We start from the raw sequence: 18,220 nt of genomic DNA on the forward strand, positions 1-18,220 counted from the left end.
TTTTGAGGACCATTCATTATTATTGAGAGGGGTGTTTCATCAATGAAACAAGTGGTGAATATGTATAAGAAGAATGATGGGCAAAAGAGACTAGGAGTTATTCGATTAGAGCTTGATTACGAATTAGCTACGCTGTATGAAGCAATGGTTGAAAATAACGAAGAGAAAAAGAATCAGTGCAAGCAAAAGTTAGAGAAGCTTCGCCAAGAAATGATCTCCTTGCAATAAAGATAGCTGATGCTGGAATGAGAGTAGAAAAAACTGGTGAATATAAGAGTAAAGGGAATGGAGAGGAGCGTAAATACTTCTCTCCTTTGTTCTGTGAATTGACATCTTGCAGTCGTTTTTTTAAGCTTAATACAGGACTTTCAAAAAAGGGGGAACACTAAATGAGGGATTTTTGGAATCAGGTTGATACATATGCAAAGCAATGGATTAAAGAAGCAGGTGATCGAATTAAAGCTTCTTTTAGTAGAGAGCTCGTGATTGAAACAAAATCAAACCCTAACGATTTAGTAACCAATATGGATAAAGATATTGAACAGTTCTTTATTTCAAAGATTAAAGAAGTATTTCCAGGCCACCGGATTTTAGGTGAAGAAGGGTATGGCGAAAAAATTGAAACATCTGAAGGTGTTATTTGGGTAATTGATCCAATTGATGGAACAATGAACTTTGTTCATCAACAGCGAAATTTTGCTATTTCCGTAGGTATTTTTGAAAATGGAGTTGGACAAGCTGGATTCATATATGATGTTGTACATGATGAGCTGTACCATGCTAGAAAAGGGAAGGGAGCATATATTAATGACCAACAGCTGCCACCTTTAAAGCAAGTTAGCATTGAAGAGTCTATTGTCAGCTTAAACGCAACGTGGGTAACGGAAAATAGAAGAATTGATCCATCGGTGCTTTCACCTCTAGTAACGCGTGTGAGAGGAACAAGGTCATATGGGTCCGCAGCCATTGAGCTTGCATATGTTGCAGCAGGAAGGTTAGATGCTTATATTACGATGCGCTTAGCACCGTGGGACTTTGCAGCAGGGAAAGTTTTAATTGAAGAGCTTGGAGGCGTCGTAACAGACTTAGAAGGGAAGCCTTTAGATATTTTAGACAGAAGCAGCGTATTCGTTGCCAAGCCAGGTTTACACGAAGAAATTTTGTCTACGTATCTTTCTAAGTATAAAGGCTGAAAAAAGACGAGTCTGGGACAAAACAAAATGTTCCTTTCTAAAGGACGAATGATGCCTTTTTTAAAGTCGTTAGGTTATAATAACCGGTTCGTTCCATTGCGCTACAGACACTCGCTTTCCGCGGGGAGGAATCTGAGCCTCCTCGCTACGCTGCGGGGTCTCAGCCTTTCCTCTATCTCCCGCAGGAGTCACGTGTCTTACGCTCCATTCCACTAATTCTCTAAAATTGGTTTCCCAATCAACAAAAAATCCGAACTATAAAAGAGTCGTTAACTCTCAATGGTTCGGATAGATCATTGACTGAAACACTTATGTCTCAACCTCGTTTCGTTTTTGTGCTATTTCAGAAAAAAATTACAGTTGATTTTTTTCTCTCATTTTCTTTTTTGTTGTGAATCCGAAGCCCATAATTGCAACGAGGGCAACGATGGATCCAATAACACCGGTAGCGCTTCCTTCCCCGATAAATATACCAATTGCCATAATTGAAAAAGTTGCTAGCATTGCATATAAAACAAATACCCACTTAATGTTTTTCATGTTGATTCCTCCCAAATTTATTCAATAAGTATAGTGTACAACAAAATCATTCAGCAATTCTAGATTTAGTGTGATATAATAGCTTAGTTATTACAAGCATAGGAGTGAAATGCGTGAACATTCGTAAAGATTTACGTAATATTGCCATTATTGCCCATGTAGACCATGGGAAAACAACGTTAGTAGATAAATTATTACATCAGTCCGGAACTTTCCGTACAAACGAGCACGTGGAAGAGCGTGCGATGGACTCAAATGACCTAGAGCGTGAGCGTGGAATTACAATTTTAGCTAAAAATACAGCTATTAATTATAAAGATACGCGTATCAATATCATGGATACGCCAGGACATGCCGACTTCGGTGGAGAAGTTGAACGTATTATGAAAATGGTAGATGGTGTTCTACTTGTTGTTGACGCATATGAAGGTTGTATGCCTCAAACACGTTTTGTATTAAAGAAAGCTTTAGAACAAAAGTTAACACCAATCGTTGTTGTAAACAAAATTGACCGTGACTTTGCTCGTCCAACTGAAGTTGTTGATGAAGTAATTGACTTATTTATTGAGTTAGGTGCAACAGAAGAGCAAATTGAATTCCCGGTTGTATACGCATCAGCAATCAACGGAACTGCAAGCGTAGATCCTGAGAAGCAAGATGACAACATGGAAGCATTATTTGATTCTATTATTGAGCACATTCCAGCACCAATTGACAACAGTGAAGAGCCGCTTCAATTCCAAGTAGCAATGCTTGACTATAACGATTACGTTGGTCGTATTGGAGTAGGACGCGTGTTCCGCGGAACAATGAAAGTAGGACAGCAAGTTGCTTTAATGAAGCTTGACGGTTCAGTTAAGCAATTCCGCGTAACGAAGATGTTCGGTTTCTTAGGGCTAAAGCGTGTAGAAATCGAAGAAGCAAAAGCAGGAGACCTAATTGCCGTATCAGGAATGGAAGACATTAACGTGGGTGAAACGGTTTGTCCGTCAGAACACCAAGAAGCACTTCCTGTATTACGTATCGATGAGCCAACATTACAAATGACGTTCCTAGTAAACAATTCACCATTTGCAGGACGTGAAGGTAAGTTTGTTACATCTCGTAAAATTGAAGAGCGCTTAATGTCTGAACTTGAAACAGACGTAAGTCTTCGTGTTGAAAACACTGATTCTCCTGACGTATGGGTTGTATCAGGACGCGGTGAACTTCACTTATCTATCTTAATTGAAAATATGCGTCGTGAAGGCTATGAAATTCAGGTGTCAAAACCAGAAGTAATCGTACGTGAAATTGACGGTGTACGCTGTGAGCCTGTAGAGCGCGTTCAAATAGACGTGCCAGAAGAGCATACTGGTTCTATTATGGAATCTATGGGTGCTCGTAAAGGTGAAATGGTTGATATGATCAACAATGGAAACGGTCAAGTTCGCCTTATTTTCATGGTGCCGGCTCGTGGATTAATTGGATATACAACAGAGTTCTTATCATTAACTCGTGGTTTTGGTATCATCAACCACTCATTTGATAGCTATCAGCCAATGCAAGCTGGTCAAGTAGGCGGACGTCGTCAAGGTGTGCTTGTATCAATGGAGACAGGAAAATCATCGACTTACGGAATCCAAGGTGTAGAAGACCGCGGTACAATCTTCTTAGAGCCTGGTACGGAAGTGTATGAAGGAATGATCGTTGGTGAGCATACGCGTGAAAATGATCTTGTTGTTAACATTTGTAAAATGAAACAAATGACAAACATGCGTTCAGCTAACAAAGACCAAACAACAGGTATGAAAAAGCCGCGTATCATGTCTCTAGAACAATCTCTTGAATACTTAAACGATGACGAGTATTGCGAAATTACGCCAGAATCGATTCGTTTACGTAAAAAGATTCTAGATAAAAACGAGCGTGAAAAAATCGCGAAAAAGAAAAAATATGCTGATATGAAATAAGCAGTAAAGAAGTTGCTAAAGCGCTATGCTCTAGCAACTTTTTTGTTTTTTATAGAGGTAAAAGGAAGCTCATTGTCGAATATTGTATATGTTGATAAGTAAAAAGAAGCCTACTTCATAAGAGAGAAGTCAGTGGGATTACATAAAGGAGGAAACATAGGGTGAACGTAGAAGATCGTCTGTCTTTTTTTGCAGCTCTATATCGTGTTGATAAAAACTCGGATGTCGGAATGTGGATGCTTTATCTTACAATTTTATTGCTGTCAATTGTTGTATATAAGCTGGGGTTTGCGAAAAAATTGCCGCTTTTAAAATCCATTATTATTTATCTGTTCCTAGGGTTCGGCTGTACTGTGCTTACGTTTTTAGGTATCTTTTTGCCGGTAGCAGAAGGGTTAGTTGTGGCAGCGCTTATTTTAATTATTTATAAGATTAGGCTGTATCAATCCAAAAAAGAAGATTCAACGATAAATATGTAAAAGCCGCTAAGGACAAATCTTAGCGGCTTTTATAAATGAAGCTACCTATCCATAAAGACAGGGCAAAAAGAATATGTCCCGCCGTCCAATAGAAGAAAGCTCCCGTGTCATCGATACGCGGGGTAGCTTTAATGGCTAAAGCTGTAAGAGGAAATATAAAGGAATGGTAGGTAAAGTTAAGAGAAAGGCTATAACAAGCATGCTACCTGACGATAAGTGACGAAATCGATTTTGTATCCACATAAAAACAATCCCTATAATGACTGCAATGACTAGGTGAAACACAAACTCCACCCATTCAGGCCATTTGATGTCTCCTATAATGGGAATGAAATCGACGTTTAATAAGAGTGTATAAACCTTTTTAGACATCAGCTGCTCCAGCCATTTTAAGACCAAACCTAGCACAGTGCCACTTATTACTCCTACAACCATTCCTTTATAAATCATGCTTACCAGTCCTCCTCCGTCTGCTTGGATTGATATAGCTTAAAGTTTCCGGTAGCAATTCGTTCTTTTGTGCGCTCTTCAATACGTTCTGAGCATTCATTGCACATATATGTATGTATAGGACGATTACGAAGTCTTTTTGCTACAAGCGTTTCATCCTCAATTGATTCAATTTTATCACATAGGACACATTTTACTCTCATCTATCTCACCTCGTTTTCTCTATACAACATTCTAGCCCAAAGTGCATTGTTTATAAAGCTGTAAAATGTATTTAGTCGTTATTTAAACAATGTAAAAGTTTTGAAAACAAGGAAAAGTAAGCAGGTAAACAGATTCTTTGTCTAGAAAACAAGTAAGTATACATAAACGGGAGGAGGGATATAAATGGCAAATGAAGTTGAATCCAGTTTAGTCGAAGCACTGTACGAAGAGCTACAAGCAGAACGTTTTGTAACAGTTTCAACCGTTGATTATGAAACAAAAGGACCAAATGTGAGTGCCATTTCATGGATTTATGCTCCAACCAATCAAATCATCCGTTTTGCTGTCGCAAGCAAGTCCCGAATGGTTAAAGACATTTCGCAGTGTAAAGATGTTGTTGTGAATTTGATTGCAAATGAATCTTGCTATGCGATTAAAGGCAGTGCAATTGTTGCCAAAGAGAGAATGGAAAACGTTCCAATTAAGCTGACGCTGATTGAAGTAAGCATAAAAGAAGTAAGAGACGTTATGTTCTATGGATCTAAAATCTCTACCAATCCGACTTATGAAAAAACATATGATCCAGTAGCTGCTTCTAAATTAGATAAACAGGTAATGAGCGCATTAAAACAAGCTTAGCGTGAACTAAGCTTGTCTATTCTTTATTCGTTCTTTTGAAGGTGATTATTTGATTGTTTTTCTTGCTTGTCTCGTAATTGTTGCTGCTGCTCATTGTTTAACTTTTCATCATTTGTTTTGGTAGGTTCTGGGTTGCGGCGAATCTCTTCCGCTACTTCTGGCATGACGCGGTTTACGATGGCAGCAAGCTCATCTAAAAAGCCTGTAACTGGTCGACCACGTCCGATTTCTCTCGCAATTTCTTTTAAGCGCGTTACGGTATCAGGATCAGCAATGACAACGGAATTTGCTCCGTATGGGTCTGCTTTTAGACTTTCTGCTACCGTATACTTAATCGAACTTACTTCGGAGCGATCAATTTCGTTATTTACATCAATACCAACGATTGCATATTTTCCTAACACAATAGCAGTAGCATCATTTACGTTTGGAGCGCTTGTTGCTAAGCTTACAAGATGCTGAGAAATTTGCCCAGCAGAGCGTTTTGTTTCAGTTTCAGGCGTTGAGTTTTTCACCTGAACGATGCGGTCTGTTTTTTGTCCTTCTTCAATCTGGGATTGATTATTGTTACAACCTGCTATTGTAAAACAAGCTAAGCTAGCAATAAGTAATCCTTTTTTCATTGGGGAGATACCTCCTTTGGTAATGGCTCATTTTTTGTAGCAATTTGTGTTTAGTTTTCAATAGTTCTTCTATCTTTATGCATATGTTCATATATTTAAAGCAAATGGTCCGTCCATTTACTCGAACTTCACGCGTGCGGTTTACATAAGATAAAAGTGAATGGATTCCTTGTTACACTCCTTAACTGGAAACCAAATGGAGTAGGAGGCTGAATTGTTGGGAAAAATCTACGTTTTAGATACAAATGTGTTATTGCAAGATCCGCATTCAATCTTTTCATTTGATGATAATGAAGTTGTAATACCAGCTGTAGTATTAGAAGAAGTAGATTCGAAAAAGAGAAATATGGATGAGGTTGGAAGGAATGCGAGACAAGTATCAAAGCTCATTGATAACTTGCGTCAACACGGTAAATTACATGAGAAAATCCCTTTGGAAAATGGTGGACATTTACGGATCGAGCTCAATCACCGTTCGTTTCATCAATTACAAGAGATTTTTGTAGAGAAAACGAATGATAATCGTATTTTAGCGGTCGCAAAAAATTTGTCGCTCGAAGAGGAAACCAAGGAAGACGGCCGTGAAGTCATTCTTGTTAGTAAAGATGTATTGGTACGCGTGAAGGCTGATGCTATCGGTTTGAAAGCAGAGGATTTTTTAAGCGATCGTGTTGTCGAATTTAACAGTATATATACGGGATTTGTGGAAGTATATATCCCAAGAGAAGTGTTAAATCATTTTTATGAAAACGGTGAAATTCTCACTTCTCAGATCGCAAATCATCCATTTTTCCCAAATCAATTTCTCGTTATGAAAGATGCATTTGGAGGTTCAGGTTCTGCTATTGGAATCGTCGATCAGACCGCTACAAAAGTAAAAAAGCTTCTCTTTGAATATGACCATATTTGGGGAATTAAGCCGCGAAATGTTCAACAAATTATGGCGCTCGAACTGCTCTTACGAGACGATGTCCAGCTTGTCACGCTCATCGGAAAAGCTGGAACGGGTAAAACCTTATTAGCTTTAGCATCGGGTTTAATGCAAACGGAAGACTTGGGCTGCTTTAAGAAGTTGTTGGTTGCACGGCCAATTGTACCGGTAGGAAAAGACTTAGGGTTTTTACCGGGTGAAAAGCAAGAAAAGCTTCGACCATGGATGCAGCCAATTTATGATAATTTAGAATATTTATTTAACACAAAAAAGCCTGGGGAACTGGATGCTATCCTAGCAGGCCTTAGTTCAATTGAGGTAGAAGCCCTTACGTATATTAGAGGAAGAAGTATACCAGAACAATTTATCATCATTGACGAAGCACAAAACTTAACAAAGCATGAGGTTAAAACCATTTTAACGCGCGTTGGTGAAAAGAGTAAAATTGTGTTAATGGGTGACCCTGCTCAAATAGATCATCCATATCTTGATGAATACAATAATGGGTTAACATATGTAGTTGAAAAATTTAAAGAACAGAAAATATCAGGTCATGTAAGGCTTGTTAAAGGAGAGCGTTCAGGTCTCGCACAGCTAGCTGCTGATATTTTATAAGTGGAAAAAAATGAGCGCGCAGCTTTTCCTTTCTGCGCGCTCGTTCATTATGTAATAATAATTTCTTTTAAGTACGTAAGCGGCTTGTCACGGTTAGAGCCATCGCGTTCATAAACGTGTACAGGTCCATCTTCAGTTAAAGGTTTTCCGTTTTTACTAAAGCCAAAAATAAGCGTTTTAGCCTCTTCTAATGAGTAGCTAACGGATTCATTAGCTGTTACAAGCGTAACTGCGGTTGCCTCTTCTAGAGGCTGAGCGTTCTTTAAAAAAGGAGCAAAGGAGATACCGAACGTACCGTTCAATAGCTTTTGTTTTTCGTATTTCTTTTCTGTTTTTAAAGTTGGTGGGAATACGGCACCTTCTTGGATTTCTCGATCCCAATGTTTTGAAACAGCCTTCGTATATTGTTCATTTTCATCTACGTTTTCGACCTCAGTATCAAAAAAAGTAGTTAAGTCTACTTTTCGATCATCAAAAATCCAAACTCCAGGATCTAACGTGAGGGGGTAACGCACTTTCCCATGTAGCGAAATAATTGAATTCATAAAAACGCCTCCTTGGTAAAAGTATAAGCGCTTTCTTGTAATTTGTCATCCATACTCAGGATTTTGGTAGAAGTACTAAAATAGAATGTGCTATAATAAATCTATATTAATAAAGCGAGAGTTGCGATGAATAGTACACGTAATTTGTAAGAGAATTCGTAGGTCTGATGACATGCATGTTAGTTCTTGCTTTTTTACGAGTAAAACCTTACTATTAAAAGATAGATTAGGTAATCGCTCGGAAACGGAGGGATTGAGTTTGACGCCTGAGACAATGATAGATCATCGTGAAAAAGCTTATGCATTGTTAAAAGCTGATGCAGATAAGATTTTGCAATTAATTCAAGTTCAAATGGATAACTTAACAATGCCACAATGTCCTCTTTACGAAGAGGTTTTAGATACACAAATGTTTGGTTTATCAAGAGAAATTGATTTTGCAGTTCGTTTAAATTTAATTGATGAGCATGTCGGAAAAACATTGCTAGATCGACTTGAGCGTGAACTTTCTGCACTGCATGAAGCATTTACAAAAAAATAACACACACGGTGAAACTCAAACTATTAGATGGATAGTTTGAGTTTTTTGTTACAGCTCGTTTACATTCTTACGTGAGAAAAGCGAAAGTATATAATGTATAGTAAAATGAGTAAAGGCATCACTTATTAACGTTTAAAGGAAGAGGTTTATGCTAAAAAAAATCTTTAAGCACTATGATTATTCTATCATTATTACCATTGCGTTGCTTTGTACAATTGGCCTTGTAATGGTATATAGCTCCAGCATGATTACGAGTATTACGCGGTATGGGCAGGATAGCGATTTTTTCTATGGCAAACAAAAAGGTTGGCTTATCATTGCTGGATTCGTATTTTTAGCAACCATTTTATTCCCGTACAAGCTATATCAAAAGCTGTTACCTATAGCTGTACTTGGTACATTTGGTCTTTTAGGGCTTGTGTTTTTAATGGGGCATACGGCAGGAGGCGCTCAAAGTTGGCTAAAGTTAGCTGGAGCAAGCTTGCAGCCCGCTGAGTTTGCAAAGTTAACGGTTATTTTATATTTAGCGCTTGTGTTAGGAAAACGTCAAGAATACATAAATGATATTAAGCGTGCTTTTATTGGGCCAATTGGGTTAACAATGGGTATCTTTATATTCGTAGCGATTCAACCAGACCTTGGGACAGGCCTCATTATTTTAATGATAGCAGTTGCAATCATGCTATGTTCGGGAATATCTCGAAAAACATTTTTTAAGCTTATTTTATTAGGGCTTGTCATGCTGACCATTATGGGAACGATTGGTGTATTAACAGGGCAAGTGACTGAAAATCGTATCGGACGTTTTACAGGAGCATCGGATCCTTTTAAATACGCACAAGGTGAAGGATATCAGCTTGTAAACTCTTACTTAGCTATCGGTTCTGGAGGGTTAAAAGGGCTTGGACTTGGTGAAAGCGTGCAGAAGTATGGCTATCTTCCAGAGTCACATACCGACTTTATTATGGCGGTTATTGCAGAAGAACTTGGATTCTTTGGCGTATTTCTCGTTTTAGGTTTACTAGGCTTTTTAATCTATCGCATTCTGACACTTGCCAAACGCTCAAAGGACCCTTTTGCTAGCCTTATTTGCATAGGTGTAGCGACCATGCTTGGAATTCAAGCGTTTATTAATCTGGGTGGCTTAACCGGTCTTATTCCGATTACCGGCGTAACGCTTCCGTTTATTAGTTACGGTGGATCATCACTGCTAAGTTTAATGATTGCCATGGGGATTGTTGTTAATATTTCGTTCTTTGTGAACTATCAAGAAAAAAGTAGCAAAAAAGCGAATAACGTTGTTTCTTATCCGAATAATGCTAATCCTGACTTATCTTAACATTCGGGTATATATATCATCTCAAAAAAGCAAAAATGAACGGTTAATTTATAACTTTCCGTTCATTTTTGCTTTTCTTTTATCCAATTTTGCTATATATTGAAGTTTATATAAAGATTGAAGGGAGAATTCGATGTGAGTCTGGTAACTAAAAAAATAAAAAAAGTACTAGTTGCAAATCGTGGAGAAATCGCAATTCGAGTATTTCGAGCTTGTACGGAGCTAAATATTCGAACGGTGGCAATTTATTCAAAAGAAGATGCAGGTTCCTATCATCGATACAAAGCAGATGAAGCGTATTTGGTTGGTGTGGGCAAAAAACCAATCGATGCATATTTAGACATCGAAGATATTATTAAAACGGCAAAGCTACATGATGTTGACGCAATACACCCTGGCTATGGTTTTTTGTCAGAAAATATCCAATTTGCGAAACGTTGTGAAGAAGAGGGCATTATTTTTATTGGGCCAAAGTCTAAGCATTTAGATATGTTTGGAGATAAAGTAAAAGCTCGTCATCAAGCAATTCAAGCTAATATCCCTGTCATTCCAGGAACGGATGGACCAATTGATTCATTAGATGAAGCAAAAGAATTTGCTGCACAGCACGGGTACCCCCTCATGATTAAAGCGGCGTTAGGTGGAGGCGGTCGTGGCATGCGCGTCGTTCGCAATGAAGCAAGCCTAGCGGAATCGTATGAACGTGCTAAGTCTGAAGCAAAAGCAGCCTTTGGAAGCGACGAGGTATATGTCGAAAAGCTTGTTGAAAACCCAAAGCATATTGAAGTTCAAATTTTAGGGGATCACAGTGGAAATGTTGTTCATTTGTATGAGCGTGATTGTTCAGTACAGCGTCGTCATCAAAAGGTAGTAGAAGTTGCACCAAGCTTGTCGCTAAGCGAAGAGCTGCGTGATCAAATTTGTGATGCTGCGGTACAGCTGATGGATAATGTAAACTACATAAATGCGGGTACTGTAGAGTTCTTAGTATCAGGTAAAGAGTTTTACTTTATTGAAGTAAACCCTCGCGTACAGGTGGAGCACACAATTACAGAAATGATTACAGGTGTTGATATCGTTCAATCTCAAATTCTAATTGCGGATGGCTATGACCTTCATAGTAATGTTGTTGCAATACCGAAGCAAGAAGAGATTATCACGCATGGTTATGCTATTCAATCTCGTGTAACAACAGAAGATCCACTAAACAACTTTATGCCAGATACGGGTAAGATTATGGCGTACCGTTCAGGCGGTGGCTTTGGCGTGCGTCTTGACACGGGCAACAGCTTCCAAGGAGCAGTCATCACGCCTTACTATGATTCTCTTCTTGTAAAAGTAACAACGTGGGCCTTAACGTTTGATCAAGCGGCGTCCAAAATGGTTCGTAACTTAAAAGAATTTCGAATTCGTGGTATTAAAACAAACATTCCGTTCCTTGAGAACGTGGTAAAGCATGAAAAGTTCTTAACGGGAGCGTATGATACGTCCTTTATCGATACTACGCCAGAGCTATTTGTATTTCCTAAGCGTAAAGACCGTGGTACTAAAATGCTAACATACATTGGAAACGTAACGGTTAATGGTTTCCCTGGGGTAGCTGAAAAGAAAAAACCAATTTTCACAAAACCTCGCGTTCCTCAGCTAGATTTATCAACGCCAGTGCCAAATGGAACGAAGCAAATTTTAGATGAACAGGGTGCTGAAGGGCTTGTTAACTGGGTAAAAGAGCGTAAAGAAGTTCTTTTAACAGACACAACATTCCGAGATGGGCATCAGTCTTTACTAGCAACGCGTGTACGTACGAACGATTTAAAACAAATTGCTAATCCAACAGCAAGACTATTACCGGATTTGTTTTCTCTTGAAATGTGGGGAGGAGCGACGTTTGATGTAGCGTATCGCTTTTTGAAAGAAGATCCTTGGGATCGTTTGTTAACGCTACGCCAAGAGGCGCCAAATGTCTTATTCCAAATGCTTCTTCGTGCATCAAACGCCGTAGGGTATAAAAACTATCCGGATAACGTAATTAAAGAATTTGTTGAGAAATCAGCATATGCTGGAATTGACGTGTTCCGAATTTTTGATAGCTTAAACTGGGTTGAGGGTATGACGTTAGCCATTGATTCCGTACGACAAACAGGTAAGATTGCCGAAGCAGCAATGTGCTATACGGGAGATATTTTAGATCCATCTCGCCGCAAATATGACTTAACGTACTACAAAAACCTTGCGAAAGAATTAGAGCAATCCGGGGCACATATTTTAGGAATCAAGGATATGGCAGGATTATTAAAGCCTCAAGCTGCTTATGACTTAGTGTCTGCATTAAAAGAAACGGTGGATATTCCAATTCATCTTCATACGCATGATACAAGCGGAAACGGCATTCTAACATATGCCAAAGCAATTGAAGCAGGCGTTGATATTGTGGACGTAGCAGTAAGCGCAATGGCAGGCTTAACGTCGCAACCAAGCGCCAATTCATTATATTATGCTTTAGAAGGGACCGAGCGTAAGCCGAAGCTGGACATTCAAAACCTTGAACAGCTATCTTACTATTGGGAAGATGTACGCAAGTACTACCAAGACTTTGAAAGTGGCATGAATGCTCCGCATACGGAAGTTTATGTTCATGAAATGCCGGGTGGTCAATATAGCAACCTTCAACAGCAGGCGAAAGCAGTTGGTCTTGGAAACCGCTGGGATGAAGTAAAAGACATGTATTCACGTGTGAATGAGTTATTTGGTGACATTGTCAAAGTAACGCCTTCTTCCAAAGTGGTAGGGGACATGGCGCTGTTTATGGTTCAAAACAATTTAACGGAAGAAACGCTATTTGAACGTGGTGAATCATTAGACTTCCCTGATTCAGTTATTGAACTATTTGAGGGCTATTTAGGTCAACCACACGGTGGATTCCCTGAAAAGCTTCAACGAATTATTTTAAAAGGTAAAAAGCCAATTACGGTGCGTCCGGGTGAGCTGTTAGAAGATGTTGATTTTAATGCTCTTAAGGAAAAGCTATTCCACGAGTTAGGACGTCAAGTTACAAGCTTTGATGCCTTGGCATATGCTTTATATCCAAAAGTATTTATGGATTATCACAAAGCGGTTGAGCAATATGGTGACATTTCGGTACTTGATACGGCTACTTTCTTATATGGAATGCGTCTTGGAGAAGAAGCTGAAATTGAGATTGAAAAAGGGAAAACGTTAATCGTTCGCCTTGTATCAATTGGAGAAGCACAAGCTGACGGTAATCGTACAATTTACTTTGAACTAAATGGTCAGCCTCGTGAAGTAGTCATTAAAGACGAAAGCGTGAAGACGACGGTTGTATCAAAGATGAAGGCAGATCTAACAAATCCAAATCAAATTGGAGCGTCTATGCCTGGAACGGTCATTCGCGTTATCGTTGAAAAAGGCGATAAAGTATCCAAAGGTGATCATCTCATGATTACAGAAGCAATGAAAATGGAAACAACGGTGCAGGCACCATTTGATGGTGTTGTGAAAAATATTCATGTAGGAAGCGGAGACGCTATTCAACCTGGAGACTTACTTGTTGAATTCGAAAGCTAAAAAAAGTACGAGCAGACATTCTGCTCGTACTTTTTATTTTGTTCTTTTACTGCGAGTAGCAAGAAGTGTCAAGTAGCTTAAGACCCCAAATAATAGAGAAATAATTAGTGCGTGGGCTAAAGCTAGTCCTAAGTTTAGGCGAGTAACAACAACTAACATACCTGAAATGGCCTGCATTGTTACTAACACTAAAGCAATTAGCCAACTATAATAAATATTCTTCTGGTCACGGTAGTGCTTAAACGCGTGAATAAACGCAATTAAAATCCAAACGAAAATTAAGGTTGCAGCAGTTCGGTGTCCCATTTGAATCCATTGGTTAATATCACCTGGTAACCAGCCAGCTGCATTGGAACAGAACGGAATATCGGGACAAGCTAAGCTTGCTTCTTTATGGCGTACTAGCGCTCCTGTATAGACGACAACGTACGTATAAAGAATAGATCCATAAATATGTTTTTTCATCGTTGAACCAATGACGACGCTATCAGCATCAAACTTCTTATCTACCTCAAAAATGATGAGAGTTAATAGGAGAACAGATGCAAATGAAATAAGTGAAATTCCAAAATGTAGTGCAAGTACGGCATCTGATTGTCCCCACATAACCGCAGCAGCACCGATTAACGCTTGTAGCACTAAGAAGAAAAACGAGATAAAAGCAAGTGGTCTTACTTCACGAATATGTCCTAGTGCAATCCAAGCCCACACACAGAGTAAAAGTACTAAGATGCCTGAAGCACCTGATACAAGTCTGTGACTAAGTTCAATGACGAGTTCAAATGTTATGTTGCTGGGAATCAATTCACCGTTACATAGAGGCCAAGAGTCGCCACAGCCATCTCCTGATCCAGTTTTGGTTACAAGTGCTCCCCCAAGTAAAATCAGGAGCATTGCTAACGTTACAATAACAGAAAGCCCTTTTAATCCACGTTTCAATGTATTCACCTTCCTAAAGTATGATAATTAGTCCGCTAAACGTTTCCTTTAGACAGGAAGACGAATGGAAGTACATGACTTACTAGTTTAAGGTTTCGTTGAAAAAGTTCGAATAAAATCCCATAAGCATGTATTCATTTGTTATAATGGTAGAAAGTGTAAGGTTGTATTGCTAGAAAGATAAGTTATTAAACTCATTCGACAAGATACAACACCTTATTCTACTTATAATAGTATACAATAATCAAGTATAAGATAGGGTTTTGTACAAGGTGACAAAAAAAATCCATATTTATTTCAAAAAAATTTCACATAAACTTTCCAAAATATGCTTTAATAAACAGGAGAAATATAGTAATTTACATCTTTACATGTTCATGCATCAGGCTGTAAGATTTCAGAAATCTAAAACAAATGTGAAATATTTGTGAATAGATGATTTTTGTGATGTCAAAACTGTAAACGGATTCTTCATACCACTGCTTCAACAACATATGCTTACCTAAAGAGGCCGCTAAGAAGTCATCTATTTTGCGTAACGAGCTCCTAGACACCGTAGTCCTACATAAAAATTTAAATACAGGGGATTTCTTCTAATCTAGAATTTATCATAGAAGGAAGAAAGTTTATTCATAGCAGCTTCTGTTATGAATAAGAAAATCACGTCCATGAAAGAGAGGTTGAAAAAGCTATGAGAAAATGGCGATTAAACTTTCGTGTTTTATCGTTGTTTAGTCTGGTAGCCGTGCTATTAGCTGGCTGCGGAGAGCCTTTTTTATCAACGCTTCGTCCTGCAGGTGAAGTGGCAGAAAAGCAGTATTCACTTATGCTGCTTAGTACAGCAATTATGGTTCTTGTAATTATTGTTGTTACAATCATCTTTGTGTATGTAGTTGTGCGTTTTAAACGCCGCAAAGGTGAGGAAGATGTGATTCCAAAACAAGTAGAAGGAAACCACAAGTTAGAAATTCTTTGGACTGTTATTCCTATTATTCTACTTGTCATCCTAGCAGTTCCCACAGTAGCTGATACGTTTAAATTAGCTGATGTGAAAGGAATGGAAAAGGAAGACGCAATTGTCGTCAATGTAAGAGCTAACTTGTATTGGTGGGAGTTTGAATACCCAAACCAAAAAATCATTACATCCCAAGATCTTGTTGTACCAACAGATACAAAAGTGTATTTTAACGTGAAAGCCTCAGATGTCAAACACTCCTTTTGGATTCCTTCAGTGGGCGGAAAAGTAGATACGAATACAGAGAATGAGAACAAGTTTTGGCTTGTGTTTGATTCAGAAAAGGCTGAAAGCGCTAACGGTCTTTTTTATGGGAAGTGTGCAGAGCTATGTGGTCCATCTCACGCCTATATGGATTTCAAAGTTAAAGCCCTTCCAAGTGAAGAGTTTGATACATGGGTTAGCGATATTAAAGATGTGAAACCAGACGTATCGACAGCTTCAGCAAAAGCGGGAGAGGAAATCTTTACAGAAAGCTGTATTGGCTGTCACGCTGTTGAAGCGCAGGATGGTCGACCAGAACAAGCGCGTCAGGCTCCAAATCTAGCTGGATTTGCAGATCGTGAGCGTATTGCAGGTGTTTTAGAACATAATGAAGAAAATTTAAAACAATGGCTCAAAAACCCTGAAGAAATTAAGCCAGGAAACAAAATGAGTAATACATATCCTGACTTAACAGATGAACAAGTCGATCAGCTAACCGAGTATTTATTAGAGCTGAAAGAAAAATAAACGGTAATTAGCTTTCAAAAGGGGAGGTCTAGCTATGAGTACGCTCACTCAAAAAAGGGGTATAGGGGCGACAATATGGGACTATTTAACAACCGTTGACCATAAAAAAATCGCCATTTTGTATTTAATTGCGGGAGGTTTTTTCTTCATAGTTGGAGGAATCGAAGCACTTTTTATTCGAATTCAACTGGCTATTCCTGAAAATAACTTTGTCGCGATGGGAACATATAATGAAATCTTAACAATGCACGGCACAACGATGATTTTCTTAGCAGCTATGCCGCTGTTGTTTGCGCTAATGAACGCAGTTGTGCCACTTCAAATTGGCGCTCGTGACGTAGCGTTTCCATTTTTAAACGCACTTGGCTTTTGGCTATTTGCTTTTGGTGGATTGTTTCTAAACTTAAGCTGGTTTATAGGAGGTGGAGCACCTGATGCAGGCTGGACATCATACGCTTCACTATCACTAGCATCGCCTACACACGGAATTGATTTTTACGCATTAGGTCTGCAAATTTCCGGTGCTGGAACGCTGATTGCGGGTATTAACTTTCTTGTTACAATTATTAACATGAGAGCACCTGGTATGACTTACATGAGAATGCCCCTCTTTACGTGGACTACGTTTGTGGCATCAGCACTTATTTTATTTGCATTTCCTGCTTTAACTGTTGGATTATTTTTAATGATTTTTGATCGCTTGTTTGGTGGGAATTTCTTTGATCCAACGATGGGTGGAAACACAATTATTTGGGAACACTTATTTTGGATTTTCGGACATCCAGAAGTATACATACTAATCTTACCGGCCTTTGGAGTTTTTTCAGAAATTTTACCGACGTTTGCAAGAAAAAGACTGTTCGGATACTCTTCTATGGTATTTGCAACAGTGCTGATTGGGTTTTTAGGATTCATGGTTTGGGCTCACCATATGTTTACAACAGGCCTTGGACCAATCGCAAACGCAATTTTCGCAGTAGCGACGATGGCAATTGCTGTACCGACAGGAATTAAGATTTTTAACTGGTTGTTTACGCTTTGGGGAGGAAGCATTGAATTTACATCACCAATGCTGTACTCTGTAGCGTTTATTCCATCGTTTGTTATCGGTGGTGTAACAGGTGTTATGCTTGCTGCGGCACCAGCAGACTATCAGTTCCATGATACGTATTTCGTTGTTGCTCACTTTCACTACGTTATTGTAGGTGGAGTTGTGTACGCTCTATTTGCAGGAGTCACGTTTTGGTGGCCGAAAATGTTTGGGCGTATGCTTAATGAAACGCTTAGCAAGATTACGTTTTGGCTGTTTTTTATCGGTTTCCACTTAACGTTCTTTATTCAACATTTCTTAGGTTTAATGGGTATGCCTCGTCGTGTAGCAACTTTTTTACCAGGACAGGGCTTGGATCTTGGAAATGCAATCAGCTCAGCTGGAGCCATTTTTATGGCCTTGGCAACCATTGTACTGATTATTAACGTCATCAAAACAAGCATCAATGGACCAAAAGCAGAAGGCGATGCGTGGGGAGAAGGTCGTACGCTGGAGTGGGCGATTTCATCACCGCCTCCAGAATATAACTTTAAACAAACGCCGCTTGTGCGTGGATTAGACACATTCTGGTTAGAAAAACGTGCCGGAAACAAAGAGGGCATTACGCCTGCTGAGCCGCTTGGTGATATTCATATGCCAAACTCATCAATCATTCCGTTTATTATTTCTCTTGGTCTGTTTGTTTCAGCATTTGGCTTTTTGTTCCGCAATGACCATGGCTGGGGAGATCTAGTTGGAATTATAGGATTAGTGATTACCTTTATCTCCATGTTCTTCCGTTCGTGGATTGATGATCATGGCTATCATATTCATAAAGAAGATTTGCTTGATGAGGAGGCGAAATAAA

Annotated in this window: 17 protein-coding genes; 11 read left to right on the forward strand and 6 right to left on the reverse strand. The window is 39.0% G+C overall.

Annotation, left to right across the window (positions count from 1 at the left end):
- Positions 1-42: 42 nt before the first annotated feature.
- A complete protein-coding gene (locus tag MKZ18_RS07350; RefSeq protein ID WP_025909118.1) occupies positions 43-228 on the forward strand; it encodes a hypothetical protein in 186 nt (61 codons plus the stop codon).
- Between the two features lie 161 nt (positions 229-389).
- A complete protein-coding gene (locus MKZ18_RS07355) occupies positions 390-1,193 on the forward strand; it encodes an inositol monophosphatase family protein (RefSeq protein ID WP_025909117.1) in 804 nt (267 codons plus the stop codon).
- Between the two features lie 354 nt (positions 1,194-1,547).
- On the opposite strand, the gene MKZ18_RS07360 is transcribed toward MKZ18_RS07355, so the two are convergent.
- Positions 1,548-1,733 (reverse strand): YlaF family protein, encoded by a 186-nt coding sequence (locus MKZ18_RS07360; RefSeq protein ID WP_025909116.1) that lies wholly within the window; start codon positions 1,731-1,733, stop codon positions 1,548-1,550.
- Between the two features lie 113 nt (positions 1,734-1,846).
- Here MKZ18_RS07360 and typA point away from each other — a divergent pair, with 113 nt between their 5' ends.
- Complete coding sequence (gene typA / locus MKZ18_RS07365) at positions 1,847-3,685, forward strand: translational GTPase TypA (protein ID WP_025909115.1); 1,839 nt, start codon at positions 1,847-1,849, stop codon at positions 3,683-3,685.
- A gap of 161 nt (positions 3,686-3,846) precedes the next feature.
- Positions 3,847-4,164: a YlaH-like family protein gene (locus MKZ18_RS07370; RefSeq protein WP_025909114.1), complete on the forward strand. Its 318-nt coding sequence runs from the start codon at positions 3,847-3,849 to the stop codon at positions 4,162-4,164.
- Positions 4,165-4,299: 135 nt separating this feature from the next.
- On the opposite strand, the gene MKZ18_RS07375 is transcribed toward MKZ18_RS07370, so the two are convergent.
- Positions 4,300-4,614 (reverse strand): hypothetical protein, encoded by a 315-nt coding sequence (locus MKZ18_RS07375; RefSeq protein WP_240046384.1) that lies wholly within the window; start codon positions 4,612-4,614, stop codon positions 4,300-4,302.
- A 2-nt stretch (positions 4,615-4,616) separates the two neighbouring features.
- Positions 4,617-4,817: a YlaI family protein gene (locus MKZ18_RS07380; protein ID WP_025909112.1), complete on the reverse strand. Its 201-nt coding sequence runs from the start codon at positions 4,815-4,817 to the stop codon at positions 4,617-4,619.
- A 184-nt stretch (positions 4,818-5,001) separates the two neighbouring features.
- On the opposite strand from MKZ18_RS07380, the gene MKZ18_RS07385 reads away from it, so the two are divergent.
- Entirely contained in the window at positions 5,002-5,457 is a 456-nt protein-coding gene (locus tag MKZ18_RS07385) for a pyridoxamine 5'-phosphate oxidase family protein (RefSeq protein WP_061785703.1), read from the forward strand.
- Between the two features lie 23 nt (positions 5,458-5,480).
- Here the strand turns inward: MKZ18_RS07385 and MKZ18_RS07390 are convergent, their stop codons facing one another.
- A complete protein-coding gene (locus MKZ18_RS07390; RefSeq protein ID WP_340842622.1) occupies positions 5,481-6,080 on the reverse strand; it encodes a YhcN/YlaJ family sporulation lipoprotein in 600 nt (199 codons plus the stop codon).
- Positions 6,081-6,297: 217 nt separating this feature from the next.
- Here MKZ18_RS07390 and MKZ18_RS07395 point away from each other — a divergent pair, with 217 nt between their 5' ends.
- Entirely contained in the window at positions 6,298-7,626 is a 1,329-nt protein-coding gene (locus MKZ18_RS07395) for a PhoH family protein (RefSeq protein WP_025909109.1), read from the forward strand.
- Positions 7,627-7,673: 47 nt separating this feature from the next.
- On the opposite strand, the gene MKZ18_RS07400 is transcribed toward MKZ18_RS07395, so the two are convergent.
- A complete protein-coding gene (locus tag MKZ18_RS07400; protein WP_340842619.1) occupies positions 7,674-8,171 on the reverse strand; it encodes a peptidyl-prolyl cis-trans isomerase in 498 nt (165 codons plus the stop codon).
- A 274-nt stretch (positions 8,172-8,445) separates the two neighbouring features.
- On the opposite strand from MKZ18_RS07400, the gene MKZ18_RS07405 reads away from it, so the two are divergent.
- The 3 genes from MKZ18_RS07405 (at position 8,446) to pyc (ending at position 13,636) form a co-directional block, all read left to right on the forward strand.
- Positions 8,446-8,712 carry a YlaN family protein gene (locus MKZ18_RS07405; RefSeq protein WP_373688708.1) on the forward strand — a complete coding sequence of 89 codons (267 nt, stop codon included), beginning with the start codon at positions 8,446-8,448 and terminating at the stop codon, positions 8,710-8,712.
- 148 nt (positions 8,713-8,860) lie between these two features.
- Positions 8,861-10,051: an FtsW/RodA/SpoVE family cell cycle protein gene (locus MKZ18_RS07410; RefSeq protein ID WP_025909106.1), complete on the forward strand. Its 1,191-nt coding sequence runs from the start codon at positions 8,861-8,863 to the stop codon at positions 10,049-10,051.
- Between the two features lie 135 nt (positions 10,052-10,186).
- The gene (pyc, locus tag MKZ18_RS07415) at positions 10,187-13,636 is read left to right on the forward strand and encodes a pyruvate carboxylase (protein ID WP_374700374.1); all 3,450 of its coding nucleotides are present in this window, start codon (positions 10,187-10,189) and stop codon (positions 13,634-13,636) included.
- Between the two features lie 33 nt (positions 13,637-13,669).
- Here pyc and MKZ18_RS07420 read toward each other — a convergent pair whose 3' ends face one another.
- Complete coding sequence (locus MKZ18_RS07420; protein WP_025907324.1) at positions 13,670-14,575, reverse strand: COX15/CtaA family protein; 906 nt, start codon at positions 14,573-14,575, stop codon at positions 13,670-13,672.
- Positions 14,576-15,266: 691 nt separating this feature from the next.
- On the opposite strand from MKZ18_RS07420, the gene coxB reads away from it, so the two are divergent.
- Both coxB and ctaD read left to right on the forward strand, forming a co-directional pair.
- Positions 15,267-16,322: a cytochrome c oxidase subunit II gene (gene coxB, locus MKZ18_RS07425; RefSeq protein ID WP_076513286.1), complete on the forward strand. Its 1,056-nt coding sequence runs from the start codon at positions 15,267-15,269 to the stop codon at positions 16,320-16,322.
- A 34-nt stretch (positions 16,323-16,356) separates the two neighbouring features.
- Positions 16,357-18,219, forward strand: coding sequence for a cytochrome c oxidase subunit I (ctaD, locus tag MKZ18_RS07430; RefSeq protein WP_100347453.1), 1,863 nt, complete (start codon positions 16,357-16,359; stop codon positions 18,217-18,219).
- Position 18,220 lies beyond the last annotated feature (1 nt).

The organism is Priestia sp. FSL W8-0001, assembly GCF_038050335.1.
Lineage (GTDB): Bacteria > Bacillota > Bacilli > Bacillales > Bacillaceae_H > Priestia > Priestia flexa.